At 72.7% G+C, this 23315-nt stretch carries 22 protein-coding genes; 15 read left to right on the top strand and 7 right to left on the bottom strand.

Annotation, left to right across the window (positions count from 1 at the left end; translation table 11 throughout):
• The 4 genes from NZH93_RS27645 (at position 1) to NZH93_RS27630 (ending at position 2950) form a co-directional block, all read left to right on the top strand.
• On the top strand, positions 1-993 hold the full coding sequence (locus NZH93_RS27645; RefSeq protein ID WP_259626133.1) for a proline racemase family protein: 993 nt from the start codon (positions 1-3) through the stop codon (positions 991-993).
• Positions 994-1058: 65 nt separating this feature from the next.
• Positions 1059-1478 (top strand): hypothetical protein, encoded by a 420-nt coding sequence (locus tag NZH93_RS27640; RefSeq protein ID WP_259626132.1) that lies wholly within the window; start codon positions 1059-1061, stop codon positions 1476-1478.
• On the top strand, positions 1475-2638 hold the full coding sequence (locus tag NZH93_RS27635) for a M64 family metallopeptidase (protein WP_259626131.1): 1164 nt from the start codon (positions 1475-1477) through the stop codon (positions 2636-2638). Before NZH93_RS27640 ends, NZH93_RS27635 begins: the two co-directional genes overlap by 4 nt.
• A gap of 18 nt (positions 2639-2656) precedes the next feature.
• Positions 2657-2950, top strand: a complete 294-nt coding sequence (locus tag NZH93_RS27630) for a hypothetical protein (protein ID WP_259626130.1) — start codon at positions 2657-2659, stop codon at positions 2948-2950.
• A gap of 144 nt (positions 2951-3094) precedes the next feature.
• Here the strand turns inward: NZH93_RS27630 and NZH93_RS27625 are convergent, their stop codons facing one another.
• On the bottom strand, positions 3095-3436 hold the full coding sequence (locus tag NZH93_RS27625; protein ID WP_259626129.1) for a VOC family protein: 342 nt from the start codon (positions 3434-3436) through the stop codon (positions 3095-3097).
• A gap of 46 nt (positions 3437-3482) precedes the next feature.
• A complete protein-coding gene (locus NZH93_RS27620; protein ID WP_308214245.1) occupies positions 3483-4454 on the bottom strand; it encodes an SDR family NAD(P)-dependent oxidoreductase in 972 nt (323 codons plus the stop codon).
• A 103-nt stretch (positions 4455-4557) separates the two neighbouring features.
• Here NZH93_RS27620 and NZH93_RS27615 point away from each other — a divergent pair, with 103 nt between their 5' ends.
• Positions 4558-5133: a TetR/AcrR family transcriptional regulator gene (locus NZH93_RS27615; protein WP_259626128.1), complete on the top strand. Its 576-nt coding sequence runs from the start codon at positions 4558-4560 to the stop codon at positions 5131-5133.
• 43 nt (positions 5134-5176) lie between these two features.
• On the opposite strand, the gene NZH93_RS27610 is transcribed toward NZH93_RS27615, so the two are convergent.
• Genes NZH93_RS27610 through NZH93_RS27600 form a run of 3 tightly spaced genes read right to left on the bottom strand, consistent with a single transcriptional unit; the run spans position 5177 to position 8879 of the window.
• Positions 5177-7279 (bottom strand): xanthine dehydrogenase family protein molybdopterin-binding subunit, encoded by a 2103-nt coding sequence (locus NZH93_RS27610; RefSeq protein ID WP_259626127.1) that lies wholly within the window; start codon positions 7277-7279, stop codon positions 5177-5179.
• Entirely contained in the window at positions 7276-8268 is a 993-nt protein-coding gene (locus tag NZH93_RS50835) for an FAD binding domain-containing protein (RefSeq protein ID WP_259626126.1), read from the bottom strand. Before NZH93_RS50835 ends, NZH93_RS27610 begins: the two co-directional genes overlap by 4 nt.
• Positions 8265-8879, bottom strand: a complete 615-nt coding sequence (locus NZH93_RS27600) for a (2Fe-2S)-binding protein (protein ID WP_259626125.1) — start codon at positions 8877-8879, stop codon at positions 8265-8267. The genes NZH93_RS50835 and NZH93_RS27600 overlap by 4 nt, the downstream gene beginning before the upstream one ends.
• Before the next feature lie 148 nt (positions 8880-9027).
• On the opposite strand from NZH93_RS27600, the gene NZH93_RS27595 reads away from it, so the two are divergent.
• Together NZH93_RS27595 and NZH93_RS27590 are read left to right on the top strand one after the other, a co-directional pair.
• A complete protein-coding gene (locus NZH93_RS27595; protein ID WP_259626124.1) occupies positions 9028-9600 on the top strand; it encodes a TetR/AcrR family transcriptional regulator in 573 nt (190 codons plus the stop codon).
• Between the two features lie 285 nt (positions 9601-9885).
• Positions 9886-13032, top strand: a complete 3147-nt coding sequence (locus tag NZH93_RS27590; protein ID WP_259626123.1) for an AfsR/SARP family transcriptional regulator — start codon at positions 9886-9888, stop codon at positions 13030-13032.
• Positions 13033-13050: 18 nt separating this feature from the next.
• On the opposite strand, the gene NZH93_RS27585 is transcribed toward NZH93_RS27590, so the two are convergent.
• Complete coding sequence (locus NZH93_RS27585) at positions 13051-13491, bottom strand: hypothetical protein (RefSeq protein WP_259626122.1); 441 nt, start codon at positions 13489-13491, stop codon at positions 13051-13053.
• A 154-nt stretch (positions 13492-13645) separates the two neighbouring features.
• On the opposite strand from NZH93_RS27585, the gene NZH93_RS27580 reads away from it, so the two are divergent.
• On the top strand, positions 13646-14500 hold the full coding sequence (locus NZH93_RS27580; RefSeq protein ID WP_259626121.1) for a DUF4394 domain-containing protein: 855 nt from the start codon (positions 13646-13648) through the stop codon (positions 14498-14500).
• Positions 14501-14629: 129 nt separating this feature from the next.
• A complete protein-coding gene (locus tag NZH93_RS27575; RefSeq protein ID WP_259626120.1) occupies positions 14630-15673 on the top strand; it encodes an MBL fold metallo-hydrolase in 1044 nt (347 codons plus the stop codon).
• Here the strand turns inward: NZH93_RS27575 and kstR are convergent.
• Positions 15648-16328, bottom strand: coding sequence for a cholesterol catabolism transcriptional regulator KstR (gene kstR / locus NZH93_RS27570; RefSeq protein WP_276024226.1), 681 nt, complete (start codon positions 16326-16328; stop codon positions 15648-15650). The two genes, NZH93_RS27575 and kstR, sit on opposite strands and share 26 nt — an antisense overlap.
• A 161-nt stretch (positions 16329-16489) precedes the next feature.
• Here kstR and NZH93_RS27565 point away from each other — a divergent pair, with 161 nt between their 5' ends.
• From NZH93_RS27565 to NZH93_RS27540, 6 genes are read left to right on the top strand one after another with little or no spacing between them, the layout of a single operon-like run.
• A complete protein-coding gene (locus tag NZH93_RS27565) occupies positions 16490-18574 on the top strand; it encodes an acyl-CoA dehydrogenase family protein (protein WP_259626118.1) in 2085 nt (694 codons plus the stop codon).
• A gap of 12 nt (positions 18575-18586) precedes the next feature.
• Positions 18587-19675, top strand: coding sequence for an acyl-CoA dehydrogenase family protein (locus NZH93_RS27560; RefSeq protein WP_259626117.1), 1089 nt, complete (start codon positions 18587-18589; stop codon positions 19673-19675).
• On the top strand, positions 19665-20828 hold the full coding sequence (locus tag NZH93_RS27555) for an acyl-CoA dehydrogenase family protein (protein WP_259626116.1): 1164 nt from the start codon (positions 19665-19667) through the stop codon (positions 20826-20828). Before NZH93_RS27560 ends, NZH93_RS27555 begins: the two co-directional genes overlap by 11 nt.
• A complete protein-coding gene (locus NZH93_RS27550) occupies positions 20825-21766 on the top strand; it encodes a bifunctional MaoC family dehydratase N-terminal/OB-fold nucleic acid binding domain-containing protein (RefSeq protein ID WP_259626115.1) in 942 nt (313 codons plus the stop codon). Before NZH93_RS27555 ends, NZH93_RS27550 begins: the two co-directional genes overlap by 4 nt.
• Complete coding sequence (locus tag NZH93_RS27545; protein ID WP_259626114.1) at positions 21763-22161, top strand: MaoC family dehydratase; 399 nt, start codon at positions 21763-21765, stop codon at positions 22159-22161. The genes NZH93_RS27550 and NZH93_RS27545 overlap by 4 nt, the downstream gene beginning before the upstream one ends.
• Positions 22158-23315: a lipid-transfer protein gene (locus NZH93_RS27540; protein WP_259626113.1), complete on the top strand. Its 1158-nt coding sequence runs from the start codon at positions 22158-22160 to the stop codon at positions 23313-23315. Before NZH93_RS27545 ends, NZH93_RS27540 begins: the two co-directional genes overlap by 4 nt.

Genomic DNA, 23315 nt, shown 5'->3' with positions numbered 1-23315 from the left:
GTGCGCTCCACCCGCTGCCTGACCGCCGTCGACTCACACACCGAGGGCATGCCCACGCGGGTGATCACCGGCGGCGTGGGCGTGATCCCCGGCGACACCATGGCCGCGCGGCGGCTGCACTTCGTCGAGCACCTCGACCACCTGCGGAGGTTCCTGGTCAACGAGCCGCGCGGCCACCCCGCGATGAGCGGCGCGATCCTCCAGCCGCCGACCCGCCCGGACGCCGACTGGGGCGTCCTCTACATCGAGGTGTCCGGGTGCCTGCCGATGTGCGGGCACGGCACGATCGGAGTGGCGACGGTGCTGGTGGAGACCGGCATGGTGACCGTCACCGAGCCGGAAACCCTGGTGCGCCTGGACACCCCGGCCGGACTGGTCGAGGCGCGGGTGGCCGTGCGCGACGGTCGGGCCGAGTCGGTGACCATCGAGAACGTGCCGTCGTTCGCGGCCGCGCTGGACGCGACCGTGGAGGTGCCCGGCCTGGGGACCGTCCGCTACGACATGGCGTACGGCGGCAACTTCTACGCGATCCTGCCCCTGGCCGACCTCGGGATCCCGTTCGACCGGGCCGAGAAGGACCGGATGTTGGCCGCCGGGCTGGACATCATGGCCGCGATCGACGCCACCGACCGGCCCGTGCACCCGGTCGACCCGGCGATCTCGGGCTGCAAGCACGTGCAGTTCACCGCGCCCGGCGTGAACGGCAGCGACTCGCGCAACGCGATGGCCATCCACCCCGGCTGGTTCGACCGCTCCCCCTGCGGCACCGGCACGTCCGCCCGCCTCGCCCAGCTCCACGCGCGCGGCGAACTGGGCTTCGGCGTGGACTTCGTCAACGAGTCCCTGCTGGGCACCAGGTTCACCGGCAGGCTCGTCCGCGCGGGCGACGGCGACACCGTCATCCCCACCGTCACTGGCCGCGCGTGGATCACCGGCACCGCCCAGTACCTGCTCGACCCGACCGACCCGTTCCCGGAGGGCTTCGTGCTGTGACCGTGGAACTCGCTGGAACGGGGGTGGAACGCCGAGAGGGGTGAGGAACAGGAGAGGGGAACCCCATGGCGTTGAGCGAACCCAAGCCGCGGGCGGTGCGGCTCATCTTCGAGTACGAGGGCCGCGAGGTGCGGCTGGTGTCGAGCGAGGCCGTCGACGCGCTGGTGCCGCCGACCGACCAGCTCGACGGGTACGACGACCACCTCGGCGTGTGGGTCGAGGTGCGGGACGCGGACGGTCGCCCGCTGCACCGGCGGGTGCTGACCGGGCCGCTGGAGGAGACCGTCGAGGTGCTCGCGGACGACTCCGGACCGTCGCTGCGGCGGACCCGCGTGACCGGGCGGCGGGGCGGTTTCGCCGTGCTGGTACCGGGTTTCGCCGAAGCGGACCACCTGTCGTTCCTGAGCGGCGTCGGGAGCACGGCGCGGGCGGAGGGCGCGACGGAACTGGCCAGGTTCCCGCTCGGCGGGGGAGGTGGGTCGTGACGACCTCGGACGGCAGGGTCGTCGGGACCACCAAGATCGTGGACGCGGGTGACCCGGCGTCCCGCTGGAACCTGGTGGTGCTCGGCGACGGGTACCGCGAGACCGAACTGGCGGACTACGCCACGGACGTGAAGTCGTTCACCGACGGGCTGTTGGGCTCGGTGCCGTTCTCGTCGCTGCGGCAGGCGATCAACGTGTTCCGGGTCGACGTCGTGTCGACCGACAGCGGAGCCGACGACCCGACGACCTGCGGCGGCACGGGTGCGGTGGCGGCGACCTACCTCGACGGCACGTTCTGCGCCAACGGCCTCGACCGGCTGCTGGTCGTCGACGACGCCACGGCGATGGCGGTCGCCACCGCGCAGGTGCCGCAGTGGCACAAGATCGTGGTGTCGGTGAACTCGACCAAGCGCGGCGGTTCCGGCGGTGAGGTGGCGGTCTTCTCCCAGGCGTCGGACTCGAACCAGGTCGCGCTGCACGAGTTGGGGCACAGCGCTTTCGGGCTCGCCGACGAGTACGAGTACCTCCAGGGTTGCGGTCTGGAGGACGACCACAACCGCCACCCACCGGGTGAGCCTGCCCAGCCCAACGTGACCACGAACGCCGACCGGGCGACGCTCAAGTGGCGCGAGCTGGTCGCGTCGGCCACGCCGCTGCCCACCACGACGAACCCGGATTGCACGAAGTGCGATCCCCGGACCGGGCCGCCCGCCGGTGTACCCGCGAGCGCGGTCGGCGCGTACGAAGGCGCCGACCACTTCCACTGCGGTGCCTTTCGGCCGCAGTTCACCTGCCGGATGAGGTTCGTGGACCAGGAGTTCTGCGCGGTGTGCGCGCGCCGGATCCGCCAGGTCCTCAACCCGTTCCTGCCGAGCGTCGTGGAGACCACCGGCAGGGTGACGTTCCTGCGGGTGCACGACGTCGGCACCGGGTTCGGGCCGCCGTCGGACTTCCTGGACGTCGAGGTCGTCGTCCAGCTCGACACCGAACCCGGCCGCGCGTTCGGGTTCCAGCTCCGCGAGGGCACGACCGAGGTCGTGCGCAAGGGGATGCTCGACACCCTGCGCACGGCGTTCGACCGCAACAGCCCGGTCCGCGTCGACTACCGGCGCACCGGCATCGACAACGGCGTCCTCGTCCGGGTCGCCGACCTCCCGTGAAGCCAGAAGGAGAGTGACATGGCACGGCTGAACACCACCGGGAAGCTGACCTTCCTGCGCGTGCACGACGTCGGCACGGGGTTCGGTCCCCCCGCCGACTTCATCGACACCGAGGCGGTCCTGAAGATCAACACCGAGCCCGCGCGAGCGATGGGCTTCCAGCTCCGCAACGACGGCAACCGCGTGGCGCGGCAGGGGATGCTCGACCTGCTGCGCGACGCGTTCGCCAACAACCTGACCGTGTCCGTCGACTACGACATCGACGCGGGCAGGCAGAACGGCGTGGCGATGAGGGTGGCGCTGGTCAAGTGATCGTGGTGGCCAGCCCTGGGGGACCGGCCACCACTATTGCTTCAGTGTTGAATGAAATGAGCTTTCGACGGGCTGCGGGAGATCCTGCACCGGAGCAGGCGTCGGACGGCTGGCAACGACCCGTGGTGGAGCTTGGCGGGGTGGTCAGTGCGCCGTGAGGCACAGTTCGTTGCCCTCGGGATCGGTCAGCGTGGTGAACCGGGCGTGCACCGCCACGACGGTCCCGCCGAGGGCGACCAGTTCGGCGGCGATCCGATCGCGTTCCTCCGGCGTGACCCGGATGTCCAGGTGCAGGCGGTTCTTGGCGGTCTTGGTCTCCGGAACGGTCTGGAACCACACCGTCGGCCGGTTGCCCTGAGGATCGACGAGGTCGAGCGCGCCTTCGGGGGTTCGCTCGTCGACGTAACCCAACGCCGTGCGCCAGAACGGACGCAGCAGGTCGGGGTCGTTCGCGTCGACGCAGATCTCGAAGTTCCGTGAGGTCACCGATCGAAGTTACCAACCGGCGGTGGCTGGTGAATCGGAACGGGCGTCAGGCGGTCTTGTCGAGCAGGTCGAGCGAGACCGTCCACAGCTTCTCGGCCGCGACCGGGTCGAGTGCCCAGCGCTTGACGCCGTGGGGGTGCTCGTCGGGCTTGGCGTCGTCGGGGACGGTGGCGGCTTCGCGGCCGTCGTCGAGGTAGTGGCCGCCGGTGTTCGCGAACTCCGGCGCGACCGCGGCGACCATCGTGGTGGCCGCGCCCTGCTGCGGGGTCTTGTAGGTGAAGACGCCCTCGGCCTCGAAGCGGTCGAACTGGTCGTGGACCTCCTGGGTGAAGTGCTTCTGGAGCCCGGTGGCGACACCGCCGGGGTTGACGGCGTTGGCGATGATCCCGTCGGCCGCCCACCGGCGGGTGGCCTCCACCGCGAACAGGACCGCGGCGGTCTTGGACTGGCCGTAGGCGACCATCGGGTCGTAGGGGCGCTCGCGGAAGTGGAGGTCGTCGAAGTCGACCGGCGCGACCATGTGGGCGGCGGAGCTGAGCGCGACGACGCGGGCGCCGCCCCGCTCGGCGGCGCCCGCGGCGAGGGCGTCGTGCAGGCCGAGCGCGAGGGCGAAGTGCCCGAGGTGGTTGGTGGCGAACTGGAGTTCCCAGCCCTCCGCGGTGCGCGTCTCGGGCGTGGCCATGATGCCCGCGTTGGTGATCAGCAGGTGCAAGGGGCCGTCGTGGTCGGCCAGGAACCGGTCGACGCTGCCGCGGTCGGCGAGGTCCAGGTGCGCGACGTGGACCGCGTGGTTGCCGGTCGTCTCCGCCAGGTCCCGCGCGACGCGAGCGCCCGCCTCCGGGTCGCGCACCGCGAGGGTGACGTCGGCCCGCGCTCGGGCCAGCGACCGGGCGGTCTCGACGCCGATGCCGGAGGACGCGCCGGTGACGACGGCGCGCACGCCGGACAGGTCGATCCCCTCCACCACCTCGTCGGCGGTGCTCCGCGCGGTGAAAGCCGTGGTGATCAGGGAAGTCATGGTCAGCCTCCAGGGTCAAACAAACTAGTCAGTTACTTGCTCTTCCGACCATAGGCGCGATCCGGCGAGCGGTCAAACAGACTGGTTAGTTAGAATGAGACCCATGAAGGACGGACAGGCCACCCGCCGCCGCTTGCTCGACGCGGCGGCCGAGGAGTTCGCCACCCACGGCATCGCGGGCGCCCGCGTCGACCGGATCTCGGCCAACGCCCGTGCCAACAAGGCACAGCTCTACGCGTACTACGGCAACAAGGACGGCCTGTTCGAGGCGGTCTTCGCCGAGCACGCCGACCGGATCGTCGACACCGTGCCGATGACGGCGGAGGACCTGCCCGGCTACGCCGTCCGCCTGTACGACGCCTGCCTGCTCCAGCCGGAACTGGTGCGCCTGGCGGCGTGGGCCCGCCTCGAACGCGTTCCCACCGGCCACCTGGTGTCCACCATGGAGGAGCAGACCGAGGTCAAGCTGGGGGCCATCGCCGCCGCGCAGCGCACCGGCCACGTGGACCCGGAACTGGACCCGGCCGACGTCCTGTCGATCGTCACGGCGATGGCGCTGACCTGGTCACCGGTCAGCCTGCTCCACGCCGCCGCCCCCGCCGACCCCGTGGCGGACCACGACCGGCGCCGCGCGGCCCTCGCCGCGACCGTGCGCCGCGCGTTCTCGCCTTCGAGGTAGAGATGCCACGGGTGGGCCCGGCTCGGCCGGGCCCACCCGTCGGTCACGCCTGGGACGTCAGGACGCGGCTCAGGCTGATCGGCAGCGTGCGGTGGCGGACGCCGGTCGCGTGCCACACGGCGTTCGCGACCGCGGCAGCCGTGCCCACGATGGCGACCTCGCCGACCCCCTTGATCCCGCTGGGGTGGCTGGGGTCGTAGTCGTCGACCCAGTCGGCCTCGATGTCCGGCACGTCGGCGTGCGCGGCGACGTGGTACCCGGCGAAGTCGCCGTTGACCTGGCCGCCGAACGCGGCGTCGCGGAGCCCCTCCTCGTGCAGGGCCATCGACAGACCCATGACCATGCCGCCGACGAGTTGGCTGCGCGTGGTCAGCGGGTTGACGATCCGGCCCGCCGCGAAGATCCCGAGCATCCGCCGCACCCGCACCTCACCGGTCAGCGGGTCGACGGCCACCTCGGCGAACTGGGCGCCGTGCGCGTGCCGCTCCTGCTGGGCGAGCGCGGCGATCTGGGCGGCGGTGTCGCCACGGCCGGTGATCCCCTCCGGGGGGATCCGGTCGATCCCGACCAGCTTGTCGCGCAGGTCTTCCGCCGCGGCCGTGACGGCCCACGACCAGGACGACGTGCCCCTGGAGCCGCCCGCGAACCACGCGGAGCCCAGGTCGCTGTCGGCGATCTTCATCCGCACGGCGGACGGGGGCACGTTCAGCGCCTCGGCCGCCACGAGCGTCAGCGCCGTCCTGGCGCCGGTGCCGATATCGGCGGCGCCGATGGCCACCGTGTACCCGCCGTCGGCCTCGGCCGTGACCGCCGCCGTGGACGGCACCGAGCCCGCGCCGTAGATCCCGGCGGCCATCCCGGTGCCGACCAGCCACCGGCCGTCGCGGCGGACGCCCGGTCGCGGGTCGCGGTCGGCCCAGCCGAAGCGGCGGGCTCCCTCCTGGAGGCAGCCGACGAGGTTGCGGCTGCTGAACGGGAGCCCCGACAGCGGCCCCACCTGCGGTTCGTTGCGCAGCCGCAGTTCGACCGGGTCGATCCCGGTGGCCTCGGCCAGCTCGTCCATCGCCGACTCCACGGCGAACGAGCCGGGCGCGCAGCCCGGCGCGCGCATCCACGTGGGCGTCGGCAGGTCGACCGGGACCACGGAGGTGCTGATGCGGATGGCGTCCGCGGCGTACAGGGCGTGCGTGACCTCGCCGTTGCGCTCGACGTACTCGTAGATGGTCGAGGTCTGGTTGACCGACTCGTGGTCGATCGCCCGCAGCCGCCCGGTGGAGTCCGCGCCCAGCCGGATGCGCTGCCGGGTCGCGGGCCGCATGCCGGTCACGGTGAACACCTGGTGGCGCGTCAGCGTGACGCGCACCGGCCGGTCGAACGTGGTCGCGGCCATCACCGCGAGGATGAGCTGAGCCCCCACGCCCTTGGACCCGAACCCGCCGCCGACGTGCTCGGCCCGCACCCGGACGACGCCCTCGTCGAGGTGGAACAGCGCGGAGAGGATCGTCGACACCATGAACGAGCCCTGGTTGGAGTCCACGACCTCCAGGCGGCCGTTCTCCCAGCGCGCCATCGAGGCGTGCGGCTCCATCGACCCGTGGTGCTCCTCCGGCGTGGAGTACCGCTGGTCGACCACGACGGGGGAGGCGGCGATCTCGGCGTCCACGTCGCCCTTGGCCGAGACGGGCGCGGAGACGGGCGTGTAGGCGCCGGGGTGGTCGGCGGAGAAGGCGGTGTCGTGCGGCTCCTCCTCGTAGGTGACGACCAGCGCGTCCGCGCCCGCCCTCGCCTGTTCGAGGGTTTCCGCGACGACCAGCGCCACCGGCCTGCCGAAGTGCGGCACCCGGTCGTCCTGGAGCAGTTGCAGGGTCCCGTCGGGGATCCCGAACATGCCCGCCTTGGGGTTGAGGCGCGGGGCGTTGCCGTGGTGGATGACGCCGATCACGCCGGGCATGGCGAGCACCGGGTCCACGCCGATCGAACTCACGCGACCGCGCGCCACCGTGGCGAGCACCAGCCAGCCGTGCGCGAGCCCCTCGAACGGGACGTCGGCGGCGTAGCGGGCCGCGCCGGTGACCTTCTCGCGGCCCTCCACGCGGACGGTCGACGTGCCGACGGCGCGGGTGGCGCTGTCCGTCAGATCGGTCATCGGGCGGCCTCCTCGGTGAGTTCGGTCAGCACGGACACCACGAGGTTGCGCAGCAGCGGCACCTTGTACCCGTTGTGCGCCAACGGTTTCGCGGCGGCCAGTTCGGCGTCGGCCGCGGCGCCGAACGCCTGCGCCGTCGCGGGCGCCCCGATCAGCGCCCGCTCGGCCTCGTGGGCGCGCCACGGCCGGGAGGCCACGGCGCCGAAGGCGATCCGGACGTCGCGCACCACGCCGCCCTCGACGTCGACCGCCGCGGCGATCGAGCCGGTGGCGAACGCGTAGGACGCGCGCTCGCGGACCTTGCGGTAGCGGGACCGCGCCGCGACCGGTGCCGCGGGCAGCGTGACGGCGGTGATCAGCGCGCCCGCTGGCAGCGAGGTCTCGACGTGCGGGGTGTCGCCGACCGGCGGGTAGAACTCGCTCAGTGCCAGCTCGCCGGGGCCGTCGACGGTCTCGAAGGAGATCACCGCGTCGAACGCCGCGAGCGCCACGCCCATGTCCGACGGGTTGGTCGCGACGCAGTGGTCCGACGCGCCCAGGATCGCGTGGTTGTGGTGCTCGCCGGTGATCGCGGGGCAGCCGCTGCCGGGGACCCGCTTGTTGCACGGGAACGACGTGTCGGTGAAGTAGCCGCACCGGGTGCGCTGGAGCAGGTTGCCGCCGACCGTGGCCACGTTGCGGAGCTGGCCGGACGCGCCCGCCAGCACCGCCTCGGCCAGCGCGGGGAACCGGCGCCGGACCTCGGGGTGGGCGGCGAGGTCGCTGTTGGTGACCGTCGCGCCGATCGTGAGGGCGCCGTCGGACCGGAGCTCGACGCGGCCGAGCGGGAGGCCGCGGACGTCGACCAGCAGGTCGGGGGTCTCCACCCCCGCCTTCATCAGGTCGACGAGGTTCGTGCCGCCGCCGAGGAACCGGGCCTCGGGCTCGTGCGCGAGCAGGGCGACCGCGTCCCGGACGCCCGACGCGCGGTTGTAGCCGAATTCCTTCACGCCGTCACCTTCGATTCCTCGGCCGTGCCAAGACCGACGGCCGCACGGCCTGCGTTCGTCCGCTCGGCGCCTTGGCCTGCGTTCGTCTGCTCGGCGGCTCGGCCGACCGCTCGCACGATCGCCGGGTACGCCCCGCACCGGCACAGGTTGCCGCTCATCCGCTCGCGGATCTCGGCCGCGTCCAGCGGCGGGGGCTCCGCGTCGGGCCGCACGTCGCCGGTGGCCGCGCTGGGCCAGCCCGCCGCGTGCTCCCGGATGACGGCGACGGCCGAGCAGATCTGGCCGGAGGTGCAGTAGCCGCACTGGTAGCCGTCGAGTTCGAGGAACGCCTCCTGCACCGGGTGCAGGTCCTCGCCGTCGGAGATGCCCTCGACGGTGGTGATGTCGGCGCCTTCGGCCGCGACGGCGAGTTGCAGGCACGAGACCGCTCGCCTGCCGTCGGCCAGCACGGTGCACGCGCCGCACTGGCCCTGGTCGCAGCCCTTCTTCGTACCGGTCAAGCCGAGGTTTTCCCTCAGCGCGTCCAGCAGGGTGGTGCGGTTGTCGACGGTGAGCGCGTGCGTCTCCCCGTTGACCCGCAAGGAGATGTCACTGCGCGTGGTGGGTGGCACAGCATGTCCTCTCAGGGCTCGGGCGATCCCTTTCTCACATCGTGCGTGTTCAGAGGCCTCACGCCGATAAAGTGGAGATCGCTCTCACTTCCGAGGCTAAGTGATAGCAGTCTCCACTTGCAACCGGGGCGGGAAAGGATGGCGAACAATGGGCAGGTTCGAGGGACGGCCGCTGCGCGCCGACGCCCAGCGCAACCGCGACAAGATCCTCTGCACCGCGGTCACCATGTTCGCCAGGGACGGCCTCGACGCCACGCTCGACCGCATCGCCAAGGAGGCGGGCGTCGGCCCGGCCACCCTGTACCGCAACTTCCCGACCCGCGAGGCGCTGATCGAAGCCGCCTACCGCAGTGAGCTGGGCAAGCTCTGCGAAGCCTCCACCGACCTGCTCGCCGCGCTCCCGCCACGGCAGGCGCTGAGGGCGTGGATGGGCCGCTTCATGGACTACGTGAACGCCAAGATCGGCATGGCCGACGCCCTCCGCTCCCTCGTCGAGTCCGGCGTCAACCCGTACGACCACACCACGGAGCTGGTGACCGAGTCCATCACCGCCCTGCTGGCGGCGGGGGTGGCCGACGGCAGCGTCCGGGCCGACGTGTCCGCCTCCGACGTCGGCGCGAGCCTCCTCGGGATCGCCATCGCGAGCGGCAAACCACCGCAGCCGGACCTCGCCGAACGCCTCCTGGACCTGCTCATGGACGGCCTCGTCACCAGCCGCTAGCGCGGGGCGTCGCCGAGGTGGAACCGCTTTCCACCCGGACGGGACCACGGGACTGCGGTACTGCGCGGGCGAGGACCGGGCTCCGTGCCGGATACTGGGCGGTGGCGGCCGTCGGCTTCCTCCGGCGACCGCCCCTTCCACGTCCCGAGAACCGCCGCCGTCTCGATAGGGAGCGGACCACTTGGTTGCGGGCCGCTAGCCTGAGCGGCCCCATTGTCGGGTCGGCGGGCCGGTTTCGTCCGAATGTTCTTGTGGGGTTCCGGCCGGTTGGTTACGTTCCGACCAGTGGTGGTCAACTCCGTGCGGATCCAGGTGCTGGGTTCGTCGCGGGCGTGGAACGGTGCCGCGGAGGTCGACCTCGGGCCACCCGCCCGGCGGGCCGTGCTGGGGCTGCTGGTCCTCGCCGAGGGCGAGGCGATGACGAAGCTCGAACTGGTCGACTCCCTGTGGGGCGACCGGCCGCCGCGCAGCGCGGTCAACGTGCTCCAGACGCACATCAAGCACCTGCGCCGACTGCTGGAGCCCGACCGCCCCCGCCGCACCAGCAGCGAGGTCCTGCCCCACGTGAGCGGCGGCTACGCGCTGAACCAGGACGTCGTGGACATCGACCTGGTGCGCTTCCGGAGCCTCGTCGCCGAAGCGGGCACGGCGCACCGCGGGGGCGAGACGGGGCGCGTCGCGGCCCTGCTCGGCGAGGCGCTGCGGCTGTGGCAGGGCAGGCCGCTCGCGGACGTGCCGTTCCTCGCCACGTACCCGAAGGTCGTGGCGCTGGTCGAGAAGCGCTGGGAGGTCCTCGCCCGGCGCGCCGACGCGATGATCGAGATCGGTGCGGCGGCGGACATCCTGCCGGACGTGGTGGAGGCCGCGGCCGAGCAGCCGCTGGACGAACCCGCGCAGGCCCGCCTGATCCGCGCGCACCACGCGGTCGGGCAGCGGGCGAAGGCCTTCCGGATCTACCACGAGGTCCGCGACCGGCTCGTCGACGAACTCGGGATCGACCCCGGACCGGAACTGCGCGAAGCGCACACGGAACTGCTGCGGGACAACAGCGAACCGGTGGGCGGCGGGGGGACGGGGTCCGCGCTGCGGGTCCCGAAGCAGCTCCCGGCCGAACCGGGCGGGTTCACCGGTCGGACGGCGCAACTGTCCACGTTGGACGGTCTGCTGGAGGGCGGTCGGTCGGGCGGGGCGGTGACGATCGCCGCGATCTCCGGCACGGCGGGCGTCGGCAAGACGGCGCTGGCCGTGCACTGGGCGCACCGCGTGCGGGACCGGTTCCCCGACGGGCAGCTCTACGCCAACCTGCGCGGGCACGCGCCGGGCCCGGCGGCGGCGCCGATCGAGGTGCTCGCGCAGTTCCTGTCGGCACTGGGCGTCCCCGCCGAGCGCGTTCCGTTCGACCTGGAGACCGCGGCGGCGATGTACCGGACGCTGATGACGGACCGGCGAACGCTGGTGCTGCTGGACAACGTTGTCGGGCCGGACCAGATCCGCCCGCTGCTGCCCGCCGGTCCGGGGTGCCTGGTGCTGGTGACGGGTCGGGACCGGATGACCGGGCTCGTGGCCCTGCACGGTGCCCGCCAGCTCACGCTCGACGTGCTGAGCCCCGACGACGCGCTGGAGCTGCTGGCGTCCGTGCTCGGCACCAAGCACGAGGTGGCCGCCGAACTGGCCGAGCTGTGCGCCTACCTCCCGCTCGCGCTGCGGATCGCGGCGGCCAACCTCGCCGACCACTCCGGGCGCGGTGTCGAGGACTACGTCGCGAAGCTGCGGGAGGGGAACCTGCTGGCCGCGCTGTCGGTGCGGGGCGACGAGCAGATCGCGGTGCGGACGGCCTTCGACCTGTCCTGCGCCGCACTGCCCGCCGAGGCGCAGCGGTTGTTCCGCCTGCTGAGCCTGGTGCCGGGGACCGACTTCAGCACGGAGGCGGTGGCCGCCCTCACCGGCGCGGACCAGGAGGCCACCGGTCGGCTGCTGGACCGGCTCGCGAGCGCGCACCTCGTCGAACGCCACGGGCCGGACCGCTACCGCTTCCACGACCTGCTCCGCCGCTACGCGGCCGACCAGCTCGACCGGCAGGAACCCGATGCCGACCGCGAAGCAGCCCGACACCGGTTGTACGACTGGTACCTGCACGCCGTCGACGCCGCCGCCCGGCTGCTCTACCCGCACATGCTGCGCCTGCCCGCGCCCGTGACGGACGCGCGGACCCCCGCCGCCGTCACCGACCTGGCCGCCGCGTCGACCTGGCTGGACACCGAGCGCGGCAACCTCGTCGCGGCCGTCCGGGAAGCGGCGCGGAGCGGGCCGCTGCCCATGGCCTGGCGCCTGGCCGACGCCCTGCGCGGCTACTTCTGGAAGAGCATGCGCCGGGTGGACTGGCTGGCCACGGCGGAGGCCGGGCTCGCCGCGGCCGAGGAGACCGGTGAGCACCGGGCCGGGGCGGCGGCCCGGCTCAGCCTCGCCGACCTGCACTTCCGCCAGGGCCGGTACCGGCAGGCCGTCCGGCACTACGCGCACGGGCTCCTGCTGGCACGTCGAGCGGGCTGGGTCGAGGCCCAGGCGGCGGTGCTCGGCAACCTCGGGTGCGTGTACTGGCAGTCCGGGAAGCTCGCCGTCGCCGGTGCCCGGTTCGAGCGCGCGCTGGCGCTCAGCCGCGGGATCGGCCAGCCCGCGGGGGAGGCCGTCGCGCTCGGGAACCTCGGTCTCGTCCACTGGGAGATGGGCAGGCTCTCCCAGGCGGCGGAGCACTACGACCAGGCCCTGACCCGGTACCGGGAGATCGGGTCGGACTACGGCGAGGCGATCAACCTCAGCAACCTCGGCCAGGCGCAGTGCGCCCGAGGGCTGCCCGACCAGGCGGTCGACCTGCTCACCAGGTCGCTCACCCTGCACCGCGAGGGCGGCGACCGCAGCGGCGAGGCCGAGGCGAACAGCAGGCTGGCCGCCGCGCTGTTCGACCTGGGCCGCCGCGCCGAAGCGCTCGACCACGCCCGCGAGGGTCTCACCCTGGCCCAAGAGGCGGGCGACCCCCGGACCGAGGCGGAGGCGCTCGCCACGCTCGCCACCCTCCACCTCCACCTCGGCCACCGGCACGACGCGGTCCACCGCTACGAGCAGGCGCTCGACCTCATCCGGGAGACCGGCGACCGGTACCCCGAGGTCGACATCCTCATCGGCCTCGCGACGGCCACGGGGGACGTCGGCCGCGCCCGGCACGCGCTCGCCCTGGCCGAGCAGGCGGGCTTCCAGGCGCTGCGTGGGCAGGCGATGACCGCTCTCGCGGGCATCTTCCTGGCCTCGGGCGAACCCCGCGCCGCCCTCCAGCACGCCCACCGCGCGCTCGCCGTCCACCGCGAGACCGGGGACCGCCGAGGAGCGGCCCGCACCCTCGCCGTCCTCCACCGGGCCCGCCGCCGCTCCGCGGTCTGAGCGGGCGCGCGGCACCGGCTACCGCGCCGACCGCGCGACGCCGCCGTCCCGGTCGAAGTGGCCGTCCGGGTAGAAGGTCACGTCCACCCACGGGTTCACGCCCTCGGTCTTGCCGTCACCTCCCACGCAGACGAACTCGCTCATGTCGAAGGCCTTCCAGGCCGACACCCCCCGGTCGATCTCCTCCTTCTTCCGTCCGGCCCACGTGCAGTTCGACGTGTGCACCACGTGCTCCACGACGTGCTCGGCGTCGACGATCCGCCCTTCCAGCACGCACCAGGACAGCGTGTAGACGTAGGTCCAGTCGGCGTTCACGATCTCCAGCGGCCCGGTCGTCCTGAGGTCCGAGGCGCACGTCAGCCGCTCGCCCACGACCGTGCCCGCCGCGGCGGGCTGGGCGACGGCCCCCAGGACCGCCGCGCAGCCCGCGAGTGCCACGGCCCCGAGCCTGATCCTCATCGTTCGTTCCCCCTCTTCGCCGGTGTACCTCCACTGTGGTGCCCGTCGGGGGCGGGGACAAGACGCCGAGGCGAGTAGCCGCGCGACGTCCAACGGATGTCCAGTCGCGCCGAATAGCTTGTGCCGCGCAGTGATCCGAGAGGGGAGAAGCACCATGAAGGCACGGATCAAGAAAAGGCTCGCGGCGGCTGCCGTGGCGGTGTCCGTGATCTCGGCCGTGGTAGTCGGCAGCCCCGGCACCAGTTCGGCGGCGACGCCCAGCTTGAGGGCGTACGGGATCTCGCCCGACGGCAGGGTGATGGCGACCTACACCACCGACCGGCCGGACAGACTCGACTGGGTCAAGGAGATCGTCGGTTTCGTCGGCGACGACGCCGCGATCGGGCTCGACTTCCGGGTGCAGGACGGCCTGCTGTACGTCGTGGGCAGCAAGGGTGGCATCTACACGGTCAAGTTCACCCCGGAACCGGTCCTCACGAAGGTGTCGCAGTTGTCGGTCGCGCTGTACGGCACGACCTTCGGCGTCGACTTCAACCCGGCGGCCGACCGCCTGCGGGTGATCAGCGACAACGGCCAGAACCTGCGCCACAACCTGGCCACCCACATCACGGAGGAGGACGGCAACCTCAACACCCCGCCGTCACCCGCGACGACCAAGGGCGTCACCGCCGCCGCGTACACCAACAACGACCTGAACGCCGACAGCGGCACCACGCTGTTCGACATCGGCACGATCCTGGACCAGGTCGTGATCCAGTCACCGCCCAACCTGGGGAGCCTGGTCCCGACCGGGTCGCTCACCGTGGACGCGGGTCTCAAGGCTGGTTTCGACATCTTCAGCGTCCTGAACAACGGCAAGGCCAGCTCGGTGCTCGGCTTCGCCAGCCTCACGGCGTCCAACGGCTCGACGAGCCTCTACAGCGTCAACCTGCTCAACGGTGAGGCCACCGTGATCGGGAAGCACCCGTTCGCGTTCCCCGACCTGGCCATCTCGCTGACCGGTAGCTGAGACGACCGGGTGATCCGACGCCTGGTGGGCGCGTTCCCGACCGCGTCCACCAGGTTTCCACCTGTCGGGACACCGTGCCGCGCCGCGAGTCCCGGTTAACATCGGCCTCCGAACGACACGGAGGTGCGGATGCCGGACGCCAAGCACGCCTGGACCGAGCAGGGGGCCTACGAGGTGGCGCCGGGTGTGCACCGGATCCCGCTGCCGCTGCCGATGGACGGCCTGCGCGCGGTGAACGTGTACGCCGTCGAGGACGGCGACGGGCTGGTGCTGATCGACTCCGGTTGGGCGTTGGACGAGGCCCGCGAGCGGCTGGAGTCGTCGCTCGACTCCATCGGGTTCGGGTTGGAGCAGGTGCACCGGTTCCTGGTCACGCACCTGCACCGCGACCACTACACGATGGCGATCACGCTGCGGAAGCTGTTCGGGGCGAAGGTCGCGCTGGGGATCGGCGAGCAGCCGTCGCTGGAGAAGATCCTCAGCGGCCGCGCCGACGGCCAGCTCGCGGAACTGGCCCGGTGGGGCGCGGGGAGCGTCGCCGACGAGCTGCGGGAGGCGTACAAGAACTTCGACCGGAGCGAGGCGACGCGGGGGTACGAGGAGCCGGACGAGTGGCTCGACGGCACGACGGACATCGCGCTGCGGAGCCGCGTGCTGCGCGCCGTGCCGACACCGGGGCACACCAACGGCCACGTGGTCTACGTCGACGCCGAGTCGTCGCTGCTCTTCGCGGGTGACCACGTCCTGCCGCACATCACCCCGTCGATCGGGTTCGAGCCCGCGCGGTCGGAACTCCCGCTCGGCGACTACCTGGACTCGTTGCGGCTCATGCGGTCCTATCCGGACATGCGGCTGCTGCCCGCGCACGGGCCGGTCGCGCCCAGCGTGCACGCCCGCGTCGACGAGCTGGTGGCGCACCACGAGGACCGGCTCGGCGCGACGCTGGACGCGGTGCTCTCCGGCGCGGTCACGACGCACGAGGCCGCGCGCAAGCTCGGCTGGACGAGCAGGCAGCGCCGGTTCGAGGACCTGGGCCTGTTCGACCGGATCCTGGCGACCGGCGAGACCGGGGCGCACCTGGACGTGCTGGTGGTCCGCGGTGAGCTGGAATCGTCCGTCGTGGACGGTGTGGTCGAGTACGCGCCGGTCAGGCGAGCAGCAGCCGAACGGTGAGTTCGAGGCGGGTGGCGACGTCCGTGGCCGTCGCCCGCCTGGTCACCCACGCGACCAGGTTCGACAGCCACACGTCGCCGATCACCCTGGCGATGGCCTTGTGCTCCTCGGTCGGTTCCTGGTCGCTCATCGCCTTGGTGAACATGCGCTCCATCAGCAGCGCGACGGTGTCGACCTCCGCGCCCGCCGAGGCGTCGGCGAACGTGAACGCGCGCGTCATCGCCTCGGTGAGGTGCGGGTTGCGCTGGAGGCCCCTGGTGATCCGCCCGAGGACGAAGAGCACGCGCTCGTAGGGGTTCTCGCCGGGGATGGTGGTGCGGTCCATCTTGTCCTGCGCGCGCTCGAACTCGGCGGCGAGGCTGGACACCAGCAGGTGGACCTTCGAGGGGAAGTACCGGTACAGGGTGCCGAGTGCGACGTCCGCCCGATCGGCGACCGCGCGCATCTGCACGGCGTCGTACCCGCCCTTGGACGCCAGCGCGATGGTCGCGTCGATGATCCGCTTGCGCCGGTCGCGCTGGGCGGCCGACCCGAGCTCCTCGCCCGCCAGCGTGGTGAGGGCGACCGTGCCGGTCGCGCGTGGTTTCGATGCGGCTGCCACCGAGGTGAACCCCCTGCACGGTCTGATAGGAACCTGTTCCAGTAGTGCGAACATCGTACCCGACCGCGCGGGGCGTGCGAGCGGAGCGGTGTCGTGAGTCACGCTCCCAGCCGCGAACTATCCGAGACCTGCTCGTTCCACTTTCTACCGATCTGGGCCTGTCGGCAAAACTGGAACACGTTCTATAGTCGTCCTCAGGTACCGGAGGAGGTCGCATGCCCATCGCGATGACCGACGAGCAGCGCGCTGTGCAGGCGGGGGTGCGCGAGTGGGCGGCCAAGGCCGAGCGGCCCGTGCACTGGCCGGACCTCGCGCGCCTCGGGGTCTTCTCCCTCACGCGGCCCGAGGAGGGCGGCGGCGTGGTCGACCTCGCGGCCGTCCTCGAACAGGCGGCGGACTCGCTGGTGCCCGGCCCGGTCCTGCCCACGGCGCTGGCGGGCGTGCTGTGCCGGGAGGAGGAGATGTCCCGGCGCCTCGCCGACGGGACCGCGACGGTCGCGCTGTCGCTGACCGCGGGCACGGTCGCCGCGGTGCGGCGCGAGGACGGCGGGCTCGTGGTCACCGGCGGGGTGGGGCACGTCCTCGGCGCGGGCGCGACGACGCACCTGCTGCTCACCGACGGGGAGACCTGGTTCTTCGTGCCCGCCGAGGCCGTGACCGTGGTCGAGCACGGCGCCGTCGACCCCTCCCGCGCGCTGGGCGACGTGACCCTGGACGGCGTCGAGGTCCCGCCGGAGCACGTGCTGGTCGACCCGCCCGACCCGGTGGCCCTCGCGGTCACGCTGTTCGCCGCCGAGGCCAGCGGGATCGCCGGGTGGTGCCTGCGCACCGCCGTGGAGCACGCCCGCGCGCGCGAGCAGTTCGGCAGGCCGATCGGGTCGTTCCAGGCGGTCAAGCACCTGTGCGTCGAGATGCTGTGCCGGGTCGAGCAGGCGAGCGCCGTCGCGTGGGACGCGGCGCGCGCGGCCGACGAGGCACCCGCCGAACACCCGCTGGCCGCGGCGGTCGCCGCCGCCGTCGCGCTGGACGCCGCGGTGGACAACGCCAAGGACTGCGTCCAGGTGCTCGGCGGTATCGGGTTCACCTGGGAGCACGACGCCCACCGCTACCTGCGCCGCGCCCTCGTCCTGCGGCAGCTCGCGGGTGGCGGGGCGAAGTGGCGCAGGCGGGCGGCGGAACTCGCGCTGGGCGGCGCGCGCCGCTCGTTGCGCGTCGAACTCGACGACGACTCCGCCGAGGACCGCGCCGCCGCCCGCGCGGTGGCCGAGGAGGTCGCCGCGCTGCCGCCCGAGCAGCGGCGCGCGCGGCTCGTCGACACCGGCCACCTGGTGCCGCACTGGCCGAGGCCGTACGGGCTCGACGCGTCGCCCGCGCGTCTGCTCGTGATCGACGAGGAGTTGGACCGCGTCGGGGTCCGGCGGCCCGACCTGGTCATCGGCGGCTGGGCGGCGCCGACGATCCTGCGCCATGGGTCGCCGGAGCAGCGGGAGCGGTTCATCCGGCCGACCCTGCTCGGTGAGATCACCTGGTGCCAGATGTTCAGCGAACCCGAGGCGGGGTCGGACCTGGCCTCGTTGCGCACCAGGGCGGTGCGGGCCGACGGCGGGTGGACCCTGACCGGCCAGAAGGTGTGGACGTCGCTGGCGAGGGAGGCGGACTGGGCGATCTGCCTGGCCCGCACCGACCCCGAGGCGCCGAAGCACCGCGGCATCACCTACTTCCTGGTGGACATGCGCGCACCGGGCCTCGATGTGCGGCCGCTGCGGGAGATCACCGGCGAGTCGGTGTTCAACGAGGTCTTCCTGGACGGCGTGTTCGTGCCGGACGACCGCGTGGTCGGCGAGGTCGACGGCGGCTGGAAGCTGGCCCGCTCGACGCTGGCCGACGAGCGCGTCGCCATGGGCCGCGGGTCGTCGCTGGGGGAGTCGCTGGAACGCGTGCTCGCGCTGGACGCCGCCCACGACCCGGACGTGCGGGAACGCGTTGGCGCGCTGGTCGGCGAGGGGCTCGCGGTGTCGCTGCTCGACCTGCGCGCGAGCCTGCGGCGGTTGGGCGGCCAGGACCCCGGCGCGGAGTCGAGCGTGCGCAAGCTGGTCGGCGTGCGGCACCGGCAGACCGTGGCGGAGTTCGCCGTCGAACTGCTCGGCCCGGACGGCGCGACCACCGAGGGCTCGGCGCGGGCCGCCGTGCACGAGTTCCTGCTCAGCCGCTGCCTGAGCATCGCGGGCGGCACCACGCAGGTCCTGCTGAACCTGGCGGGCGAACGGATTCTCGGCCTGCCAAGGGAAAACGCGCACTGACGAGGAGTCGATGTGGACTTTGCCCCCGACGACACCCTGACCGAGATCCGAGGCCTGTGCGCGCGGGTGCTCGGCCGCGAGACCGGCGAGCGCGGCGACCCCGGCCACGACGACGCGGCGTGGAAGGCCATGGGAGAGGCCGGGTTGCTCGCGCTCGCGGTGCCGGAACGGCTCGGCGGCGACGGGCTGGGCGTCCTGGAGGTCGCCGCGGTGCTGACCGAGGTCGGCCGCCGGGCCGCGGCCGTGCCCGCGTTCGCCGCGCTGGCGCTGGGCGTGCTGCCGCTCGTCCGGTACGGCACCCCCGAGCAGCAGGACGAACTCCTGCCGGTGGTGGCGGACCACAACGGCGTGCTCACGGCGGCGCAGAGCGAGCCGTCCGACCCGCTGCCGTCCGTTCCGCGCACCACGGCCCGGCTCGACGGCGCGCGGTACGTGCTGTCCGGCACGAAGGTCGGTGTGCCGCACGCGGGCACCGCGCACCGGGTGCTGGTGACCGCGACGCTCCGGGACGGACCGGGCGTGCTGGTCATCGACCCGACGGCGGACGGGGTGTCGCTGACGCGGACCCGCACCTCGGGCGGGGCGCCGGAGTACACCCTGCGGTTGAACGACGTCCTGGTCCCCGCGGGCTCCCTGCTGGGTGACGGCGCGGTGGCGGGCCTGCGCGGGTTCGCGCTGGCGGGCGCCTGCGCGGTCGGCGACGGGGTGCTGGCGGGCGCGCTGGCACTGACGGTGGCGCACGTGGGGACGCGGCACCAGTTCGGCAAACCGCTGTCGGCGTTCCAGGCCGTCGCGGGTCAGGTCGCCGACGTGTACGTGGCCGCCCGCACGCTGCACCTGGCCGCGCTGGCCGCGTGCTGGCGCCTGTCGGCCGGGCGCGACGCCGAGGTGGACCTGGACACCGCCGCGCACTGGCTCGCCCAGGAGGCGCTCGTGGCCGTGCACACGTGCCACCACCTGCACGGCGGGCTCGGCGTGGACATCACCCACCCGATGCACCGGTTCTACGGGCTGGCCAAGGACCTCACCAGGTTCGTCGGCGGCGCGGAGCACCGGCTCGACCTGCTCGCCCGGCACGAGGAGGAGTCCGGTGTTCGTTGACCTCACCGACGACCAGCGCGCGCTGCGCGACGAGGTGCGCGAGTACTTCGCCGCGCTGCTGTCCCCGGAGGACCGCGCGGCGATGCTCACCGAGCGGCACGGCGAGGTCTACCGCGCCGTGGTCCGCCGGATGGGCCGCGACGGGTGGCTCGGCGTCGGCTGGCCGCGCGAGTACGGCGGACGAGGGTTCGGCGAGGTGGAGCAGCAGATCTTCGTCAACGAGGCCGCGCGCGCGGACGTGCCGCTGCCGTACGTCACCCTCCAGACCGTCGGACCCACGTTGCAGGCGCGGGGGACGGTGGAGCAGAAGGACTTCTTCCTGCCGCGCATCCTGTCCGGCGACCTGCACTTCGCGATCGGCTACACCGAGCCGGAGGCGGGCACGGACCTGGCCGCGCTGCGCACCAAGGCCGTTCGCGACGGCGACCACTACGTGGTGAACGGGCAGAAGACGTTCACCACGGGCGGGCACGACGCGGACTACGTGTGGCTGGCCTGCCGGACCGGCACGGAGGACTCGCGGCACCGCGGGATCTCGATCCTGATCGTCGACACCACCGACCCCGGCTACTCCTGGACGCCGATCATCACCTGCGACGGCGCCCACCACGTCAACGCGACCTACTACTCCGACGTGCGGGTGCCGGTCGGCATGCGGGTCGGCGAGGAGAACGGGGGCTGGCGGCTGATCACCACGCAGCTCAACCACGAGCGGGTCATGCTCGGACCGGCGGGCCGGATCGCCGCGCAGCTCGACCGCGTGCGCCGGTGGGCGTCGACCAGGACCGGTCCGGACGGCGAGCCGCTGCTCGCGCGCCCGGACGTGCGGCGGGCGCTGGCGGAGGTGAGAGCGGTCGTGCGGGTCAACGAACTGCTGAACTGGCAGGTGGCCTCGTCGCCCGGCGGGGACGTCGCGGACGCCTCGGCGACCAAGGTGTTCGCCTCCGAGCGGACCCAGCGGGTCGGGCGGGTGCTGGAGGAGGTCGTCGGCAGGCACGGCGACCCGGCCGACCCGGCGACGGCGGAACTGGCGCTGTGGCTGGACGTGCAGGCCAGGCGGAACCTCGTGCTGACGTTCGGCGGGGGCGTGAACGAGGTCCAGCGCGAGTTGGTGGCGTCGATCGGGCTCGGTCTCCCGAGGGTGCCGCGATGACGCGCGTCGAGGAGGAGGCGGCCCGCATCGCCGCGGCGGGCGAGAGCGCGCCCCGGCTCGCCCGCGACCCGGTGAACCTGCCGATGGTGCTCAACTGGGTGGAGGCGATCGGCGACGCGAACCCCGTCTACACCGACCCCGAGGCCGCCGAGAAGGCCGGGCACGGGGGACTGGTCGCGCCGCCCGCGATGATCCAGGTGTGGACGATGGGCGGGCTGCACGGGCAGCGCTCGTCGGACGACCCGCTCGGCGCGATGATGGCCGTGCTCGACGAGGCGGGCTACACGTCCGTGGTGGCGACCAACAGCGACCAGACCTACCACCGCTACCTGAGGCAGGGCGAGCACGTCGCGGTGACGACGCGGCTGGACGACGTGGTGGGGCCCAAGCGCACCGCGCTCGGCGAAGGCTGGTTCGTGACGACCAGGAACACCTGGTACGTCGGGGACGAGGTCGTCGCGGAGATGCGGTTCCGGGTGCTGAAGTTCCGCCCCGCCGAGAAACCCGCGGCGGTCGCGGAGGCCGTGCCCGCGGCGGTGATCCGGCCCGCGGTGAACCACGACACCGAGTACTTCTGGCAGGGCACGGCGCTGGGGGAGCTGCGGATCCAGCGGTGCGGCGGCTGCGGGCTGCTGCGGCACCCGCCGGGGCCGATGTGCCCGGAGTGCGGTGCCACCAAACCGACCCACCTGGTGTCCGACGGCGTCGGCGAGGTCTACAGCTACGTCGTGCACCACCACCCCCGCGTTCCCGGCCGGGCGACGCCGTTCGTCGTCGCGCTGGTCGAGCTGGACGAGGGCGTGCGGATGCTGGGCGAGCTGACCGGGATCGCGCCGGACGACGTCCGCGTCGGCCTCCCCGTGGAGGTCGTGTTCACGAAGGTCGACGACGACCTGACCATGCCGACTTGGCGACCACGCGCGGGAGGCGGCTCATGACCCGGACCCTGAACCTCGGCGACTCGCTGCCGGAGGTGCACGTCGAGGCCACCCCGACGTTCGTGATCAGCAGCGCCATCGCGACGCGGGACTTCCAGGACGTGCACCACGACCGCGACCTCGCCGTCGCGCGCGGCTCCAAGGACATCTTCGTCAACATCCTCACCACGACCGGCCTGGTGCAGCGGTACGTCACGGACTGGGCGGGCCCGGAGGCGCTGGTGCGCGCGGTGGACATCCGGCTCGGTGCGCCCTGCTACGCCCACGACACGCTGAAGTTCTTCGGCCAGGTCGTCGAGCGCTTCGACGACGGGGTCTACGTCGTGGAGGTGGTCGGCCGCACGCCGCAGGGCGACCACGTCGTCGGCACCGTGCGGATCGAGGTGCCCGCGTGAGCGTCTCCGGAGCCGCCGCGGTCGTCGGGATCGGGGCCACCGAGTTCTCCAAGGACTCCGGCCGCAGCGAGTTGCGGCTGGCCGCCGAGGCGGTGCGCGACGCGCTCACCGACGCGGGCCTCGAACCGTCCGATGTGGACGGATTGGTCAGCTTCACCATGGACTCCAACACCGAGATCGCCGTCGCGCGCGAACTCGGGATACCGGAGCTGACGTTCTTCAGCAGGATCCACTACGGCGGCGGGGCCGCGTGCGCGACGGTCCAGCAGGCGGCGATGGCGGTAGCGACCGGCATGGCCGAGGTGGTGGTCTGCTACCGCGCGTTCAACGAGCGGTCCGGGCACCGGTTCGGCCAGGTGCAGACGGCGGCGGCCGTGGGGTCGGTGGACAATAGCTGGTCGTACCCGATGGGCCTGGGCACGCCCGCCGCGATGGTCGCGATGTTCGCCCGCCGGTACATGCACGCCCACGGCGCCACCAGCGAGGACTTCGGCCGGATCGCCGTGGTCGACCGCAAGCACGCGGCCACCAACCCGAAGGCGTGGTTCCACGAACGGCCGATCACCCTGGAGGAGCACCAGTCGTCGCGCTGGATCGCGGAGCCGCTGCGGCTGCTCGACTGCTGCCAGGAGAGCGACGGCGCGGTCGCGATCGTCGTCACCAGCGCGGAACGGGCGCGCGACCTGCGCAGGCCGCCCGCGGTGATCAGGGCCGCCGCGCAGGGCAGCGGCACCGACCAGTTCACCATGACCAGCTACTACCGCGACGACCTCACCGGCCTGCCGGAGATGGGCGTGGTCGCGAAAGCGCTGTGGCGCCAGTCGGGACTCGGACCGTCCGATGTGGACGTCGCCGTGCTCTACGACCACTTCACGCCGTTCGTCCTGGTGCAGCTCGAGGAACTCGGCTTCTGCCAGCGCGGCGAGGCCCGGCACTTCATCGCGGACGGGATGCTGGAACTGGACGGCGGGCTGCCGCTCAACCCGCACGGGGGCCAGCTCGGCGAGGCCTACGTGCACGGCATGAACGGGATCGCCGAAGCGGTGCGCCAGGTGCGCGGCACGGCGGCGAACCAGGTCCGCGCGGTGGCGCACGTGCTGGTCACGGCGGGCACCGGCGTGCCGACCAGCGGGCTGGTGCTGGGGGTGGACTAG

The organism is Umezawaea endophytica, from assembly GCF_025061645.1.
Classification (GTDB): Bacteria; Actinomycetota; Actinomycetes; order Mycobacteriales; family Pseudonocardiaceae; genus Umezawaea; species Umezawaea endophytica.
Note: the sequence above shows the minus strand (reverse complement) of the source record. Positions and strands in the feature narration are given on the sequence as shown.

What these genes read in the sequence shown, in the direction of transcription:
- NZH93_RS27585 (WP_259626122.1), bottom strand. Translation starts at nt 13,491, where the DNA reads ATGAGGATCAGGCTCGGGGCCGTGGCACTCGCGGGCTGCGCGGCGGTC.
- NZH93_RS27595 (WP_259626124.1), top strand. Translation starts at nt 9,028, where the DNA reads ATGGGCAGGTTCGAGGGACGGCCGCTGCGCGCCGACGCCCAGCGCAAC.
- NZH93_RS27575 (WP_259626120.1), top strand. Translation starts at nt 14,630, where the DNA reads ATGCCGGACGCCAAGCACGCCTGGACCGAGCAGGGGGCCTACGAGGTG.
- NZH93_RS27550 (WP_259626115.1), top strand. Translation starts at nt 20,825, where the DNA reads ATGACGCGCGTCGAGGAGGAGGCGGCCCGCATCGCCGCGGCGGGCGAG.
- NZH93_RS27580 (WP_259626121.1), top strand. Translation starts at nt 13,646, where the DNA reads ATGAAGGCACGGATCAAGAAAAGGCTCGCGGCGGCTGCCGTGGCGGTG.
- NZH93_RS27565 (WP_259626118.1), top strand. Translation starts at nt 16,490, where the DNA reads ATGCCCATCGCGATGACCGACGAGCAGCGCGCTGTGCAGGCGGGGGTG.
- NZH93_RS27610 (WP_259626127.1), bottom strand. Translation starts at nt 7,279, where the DNA reads ATGACCGATCTGACGGACAGCGCCACCCGCGCCGTCGGCACGTCGACC.
- NZH93_RS27630 (WP_259626130.1), top strand. Translation starts at nt 2,657, where the DNA reads ATGGCACGGCTGAACACCACCGGGAAGCTGACCTTCCTGCGCGTGCAC.
- NZH93_RS27640 (WP_259626132.1), top strand. Translation starts at nt 1,059, where the DNA reads ATGGCGTTGAGCGAACCCAAGCCGCGGGCGGTGCGGCTCATCTTCGAG.
- NZH93_RS27615 (WP_259626128.1), top strand. Translation starts at nt 4,558, where the DNA reads ATGAAGGACGGACAGGCCACCCGCCGCCGCTTGCTCGACGCGGCGGCC.
- kstR (WP_276024226.1), bottom strand. Translation starts at nt 16,328, where the DNA reads ATGTTCGCACTACTGGAACAGGTTCCTATCAGACCGTGCAGGGGGTTC.
- NZH93_RS27620 (WP_308214245.1), bottom strand. Translation starts at nt 4,454, where the DNA reads ATGACTTCCCTGATCACCACGGCTTTCACCGCGCGGAGCACCGCCGAC.
- NZH93_RS27545 (WP_259626114.1), top strand. Translation starts at nt 21,763, where the DNA reads ATGACCCGGACCCTGAACCTCGGCGACTCGCTGCCGGAGGTGCACGTC.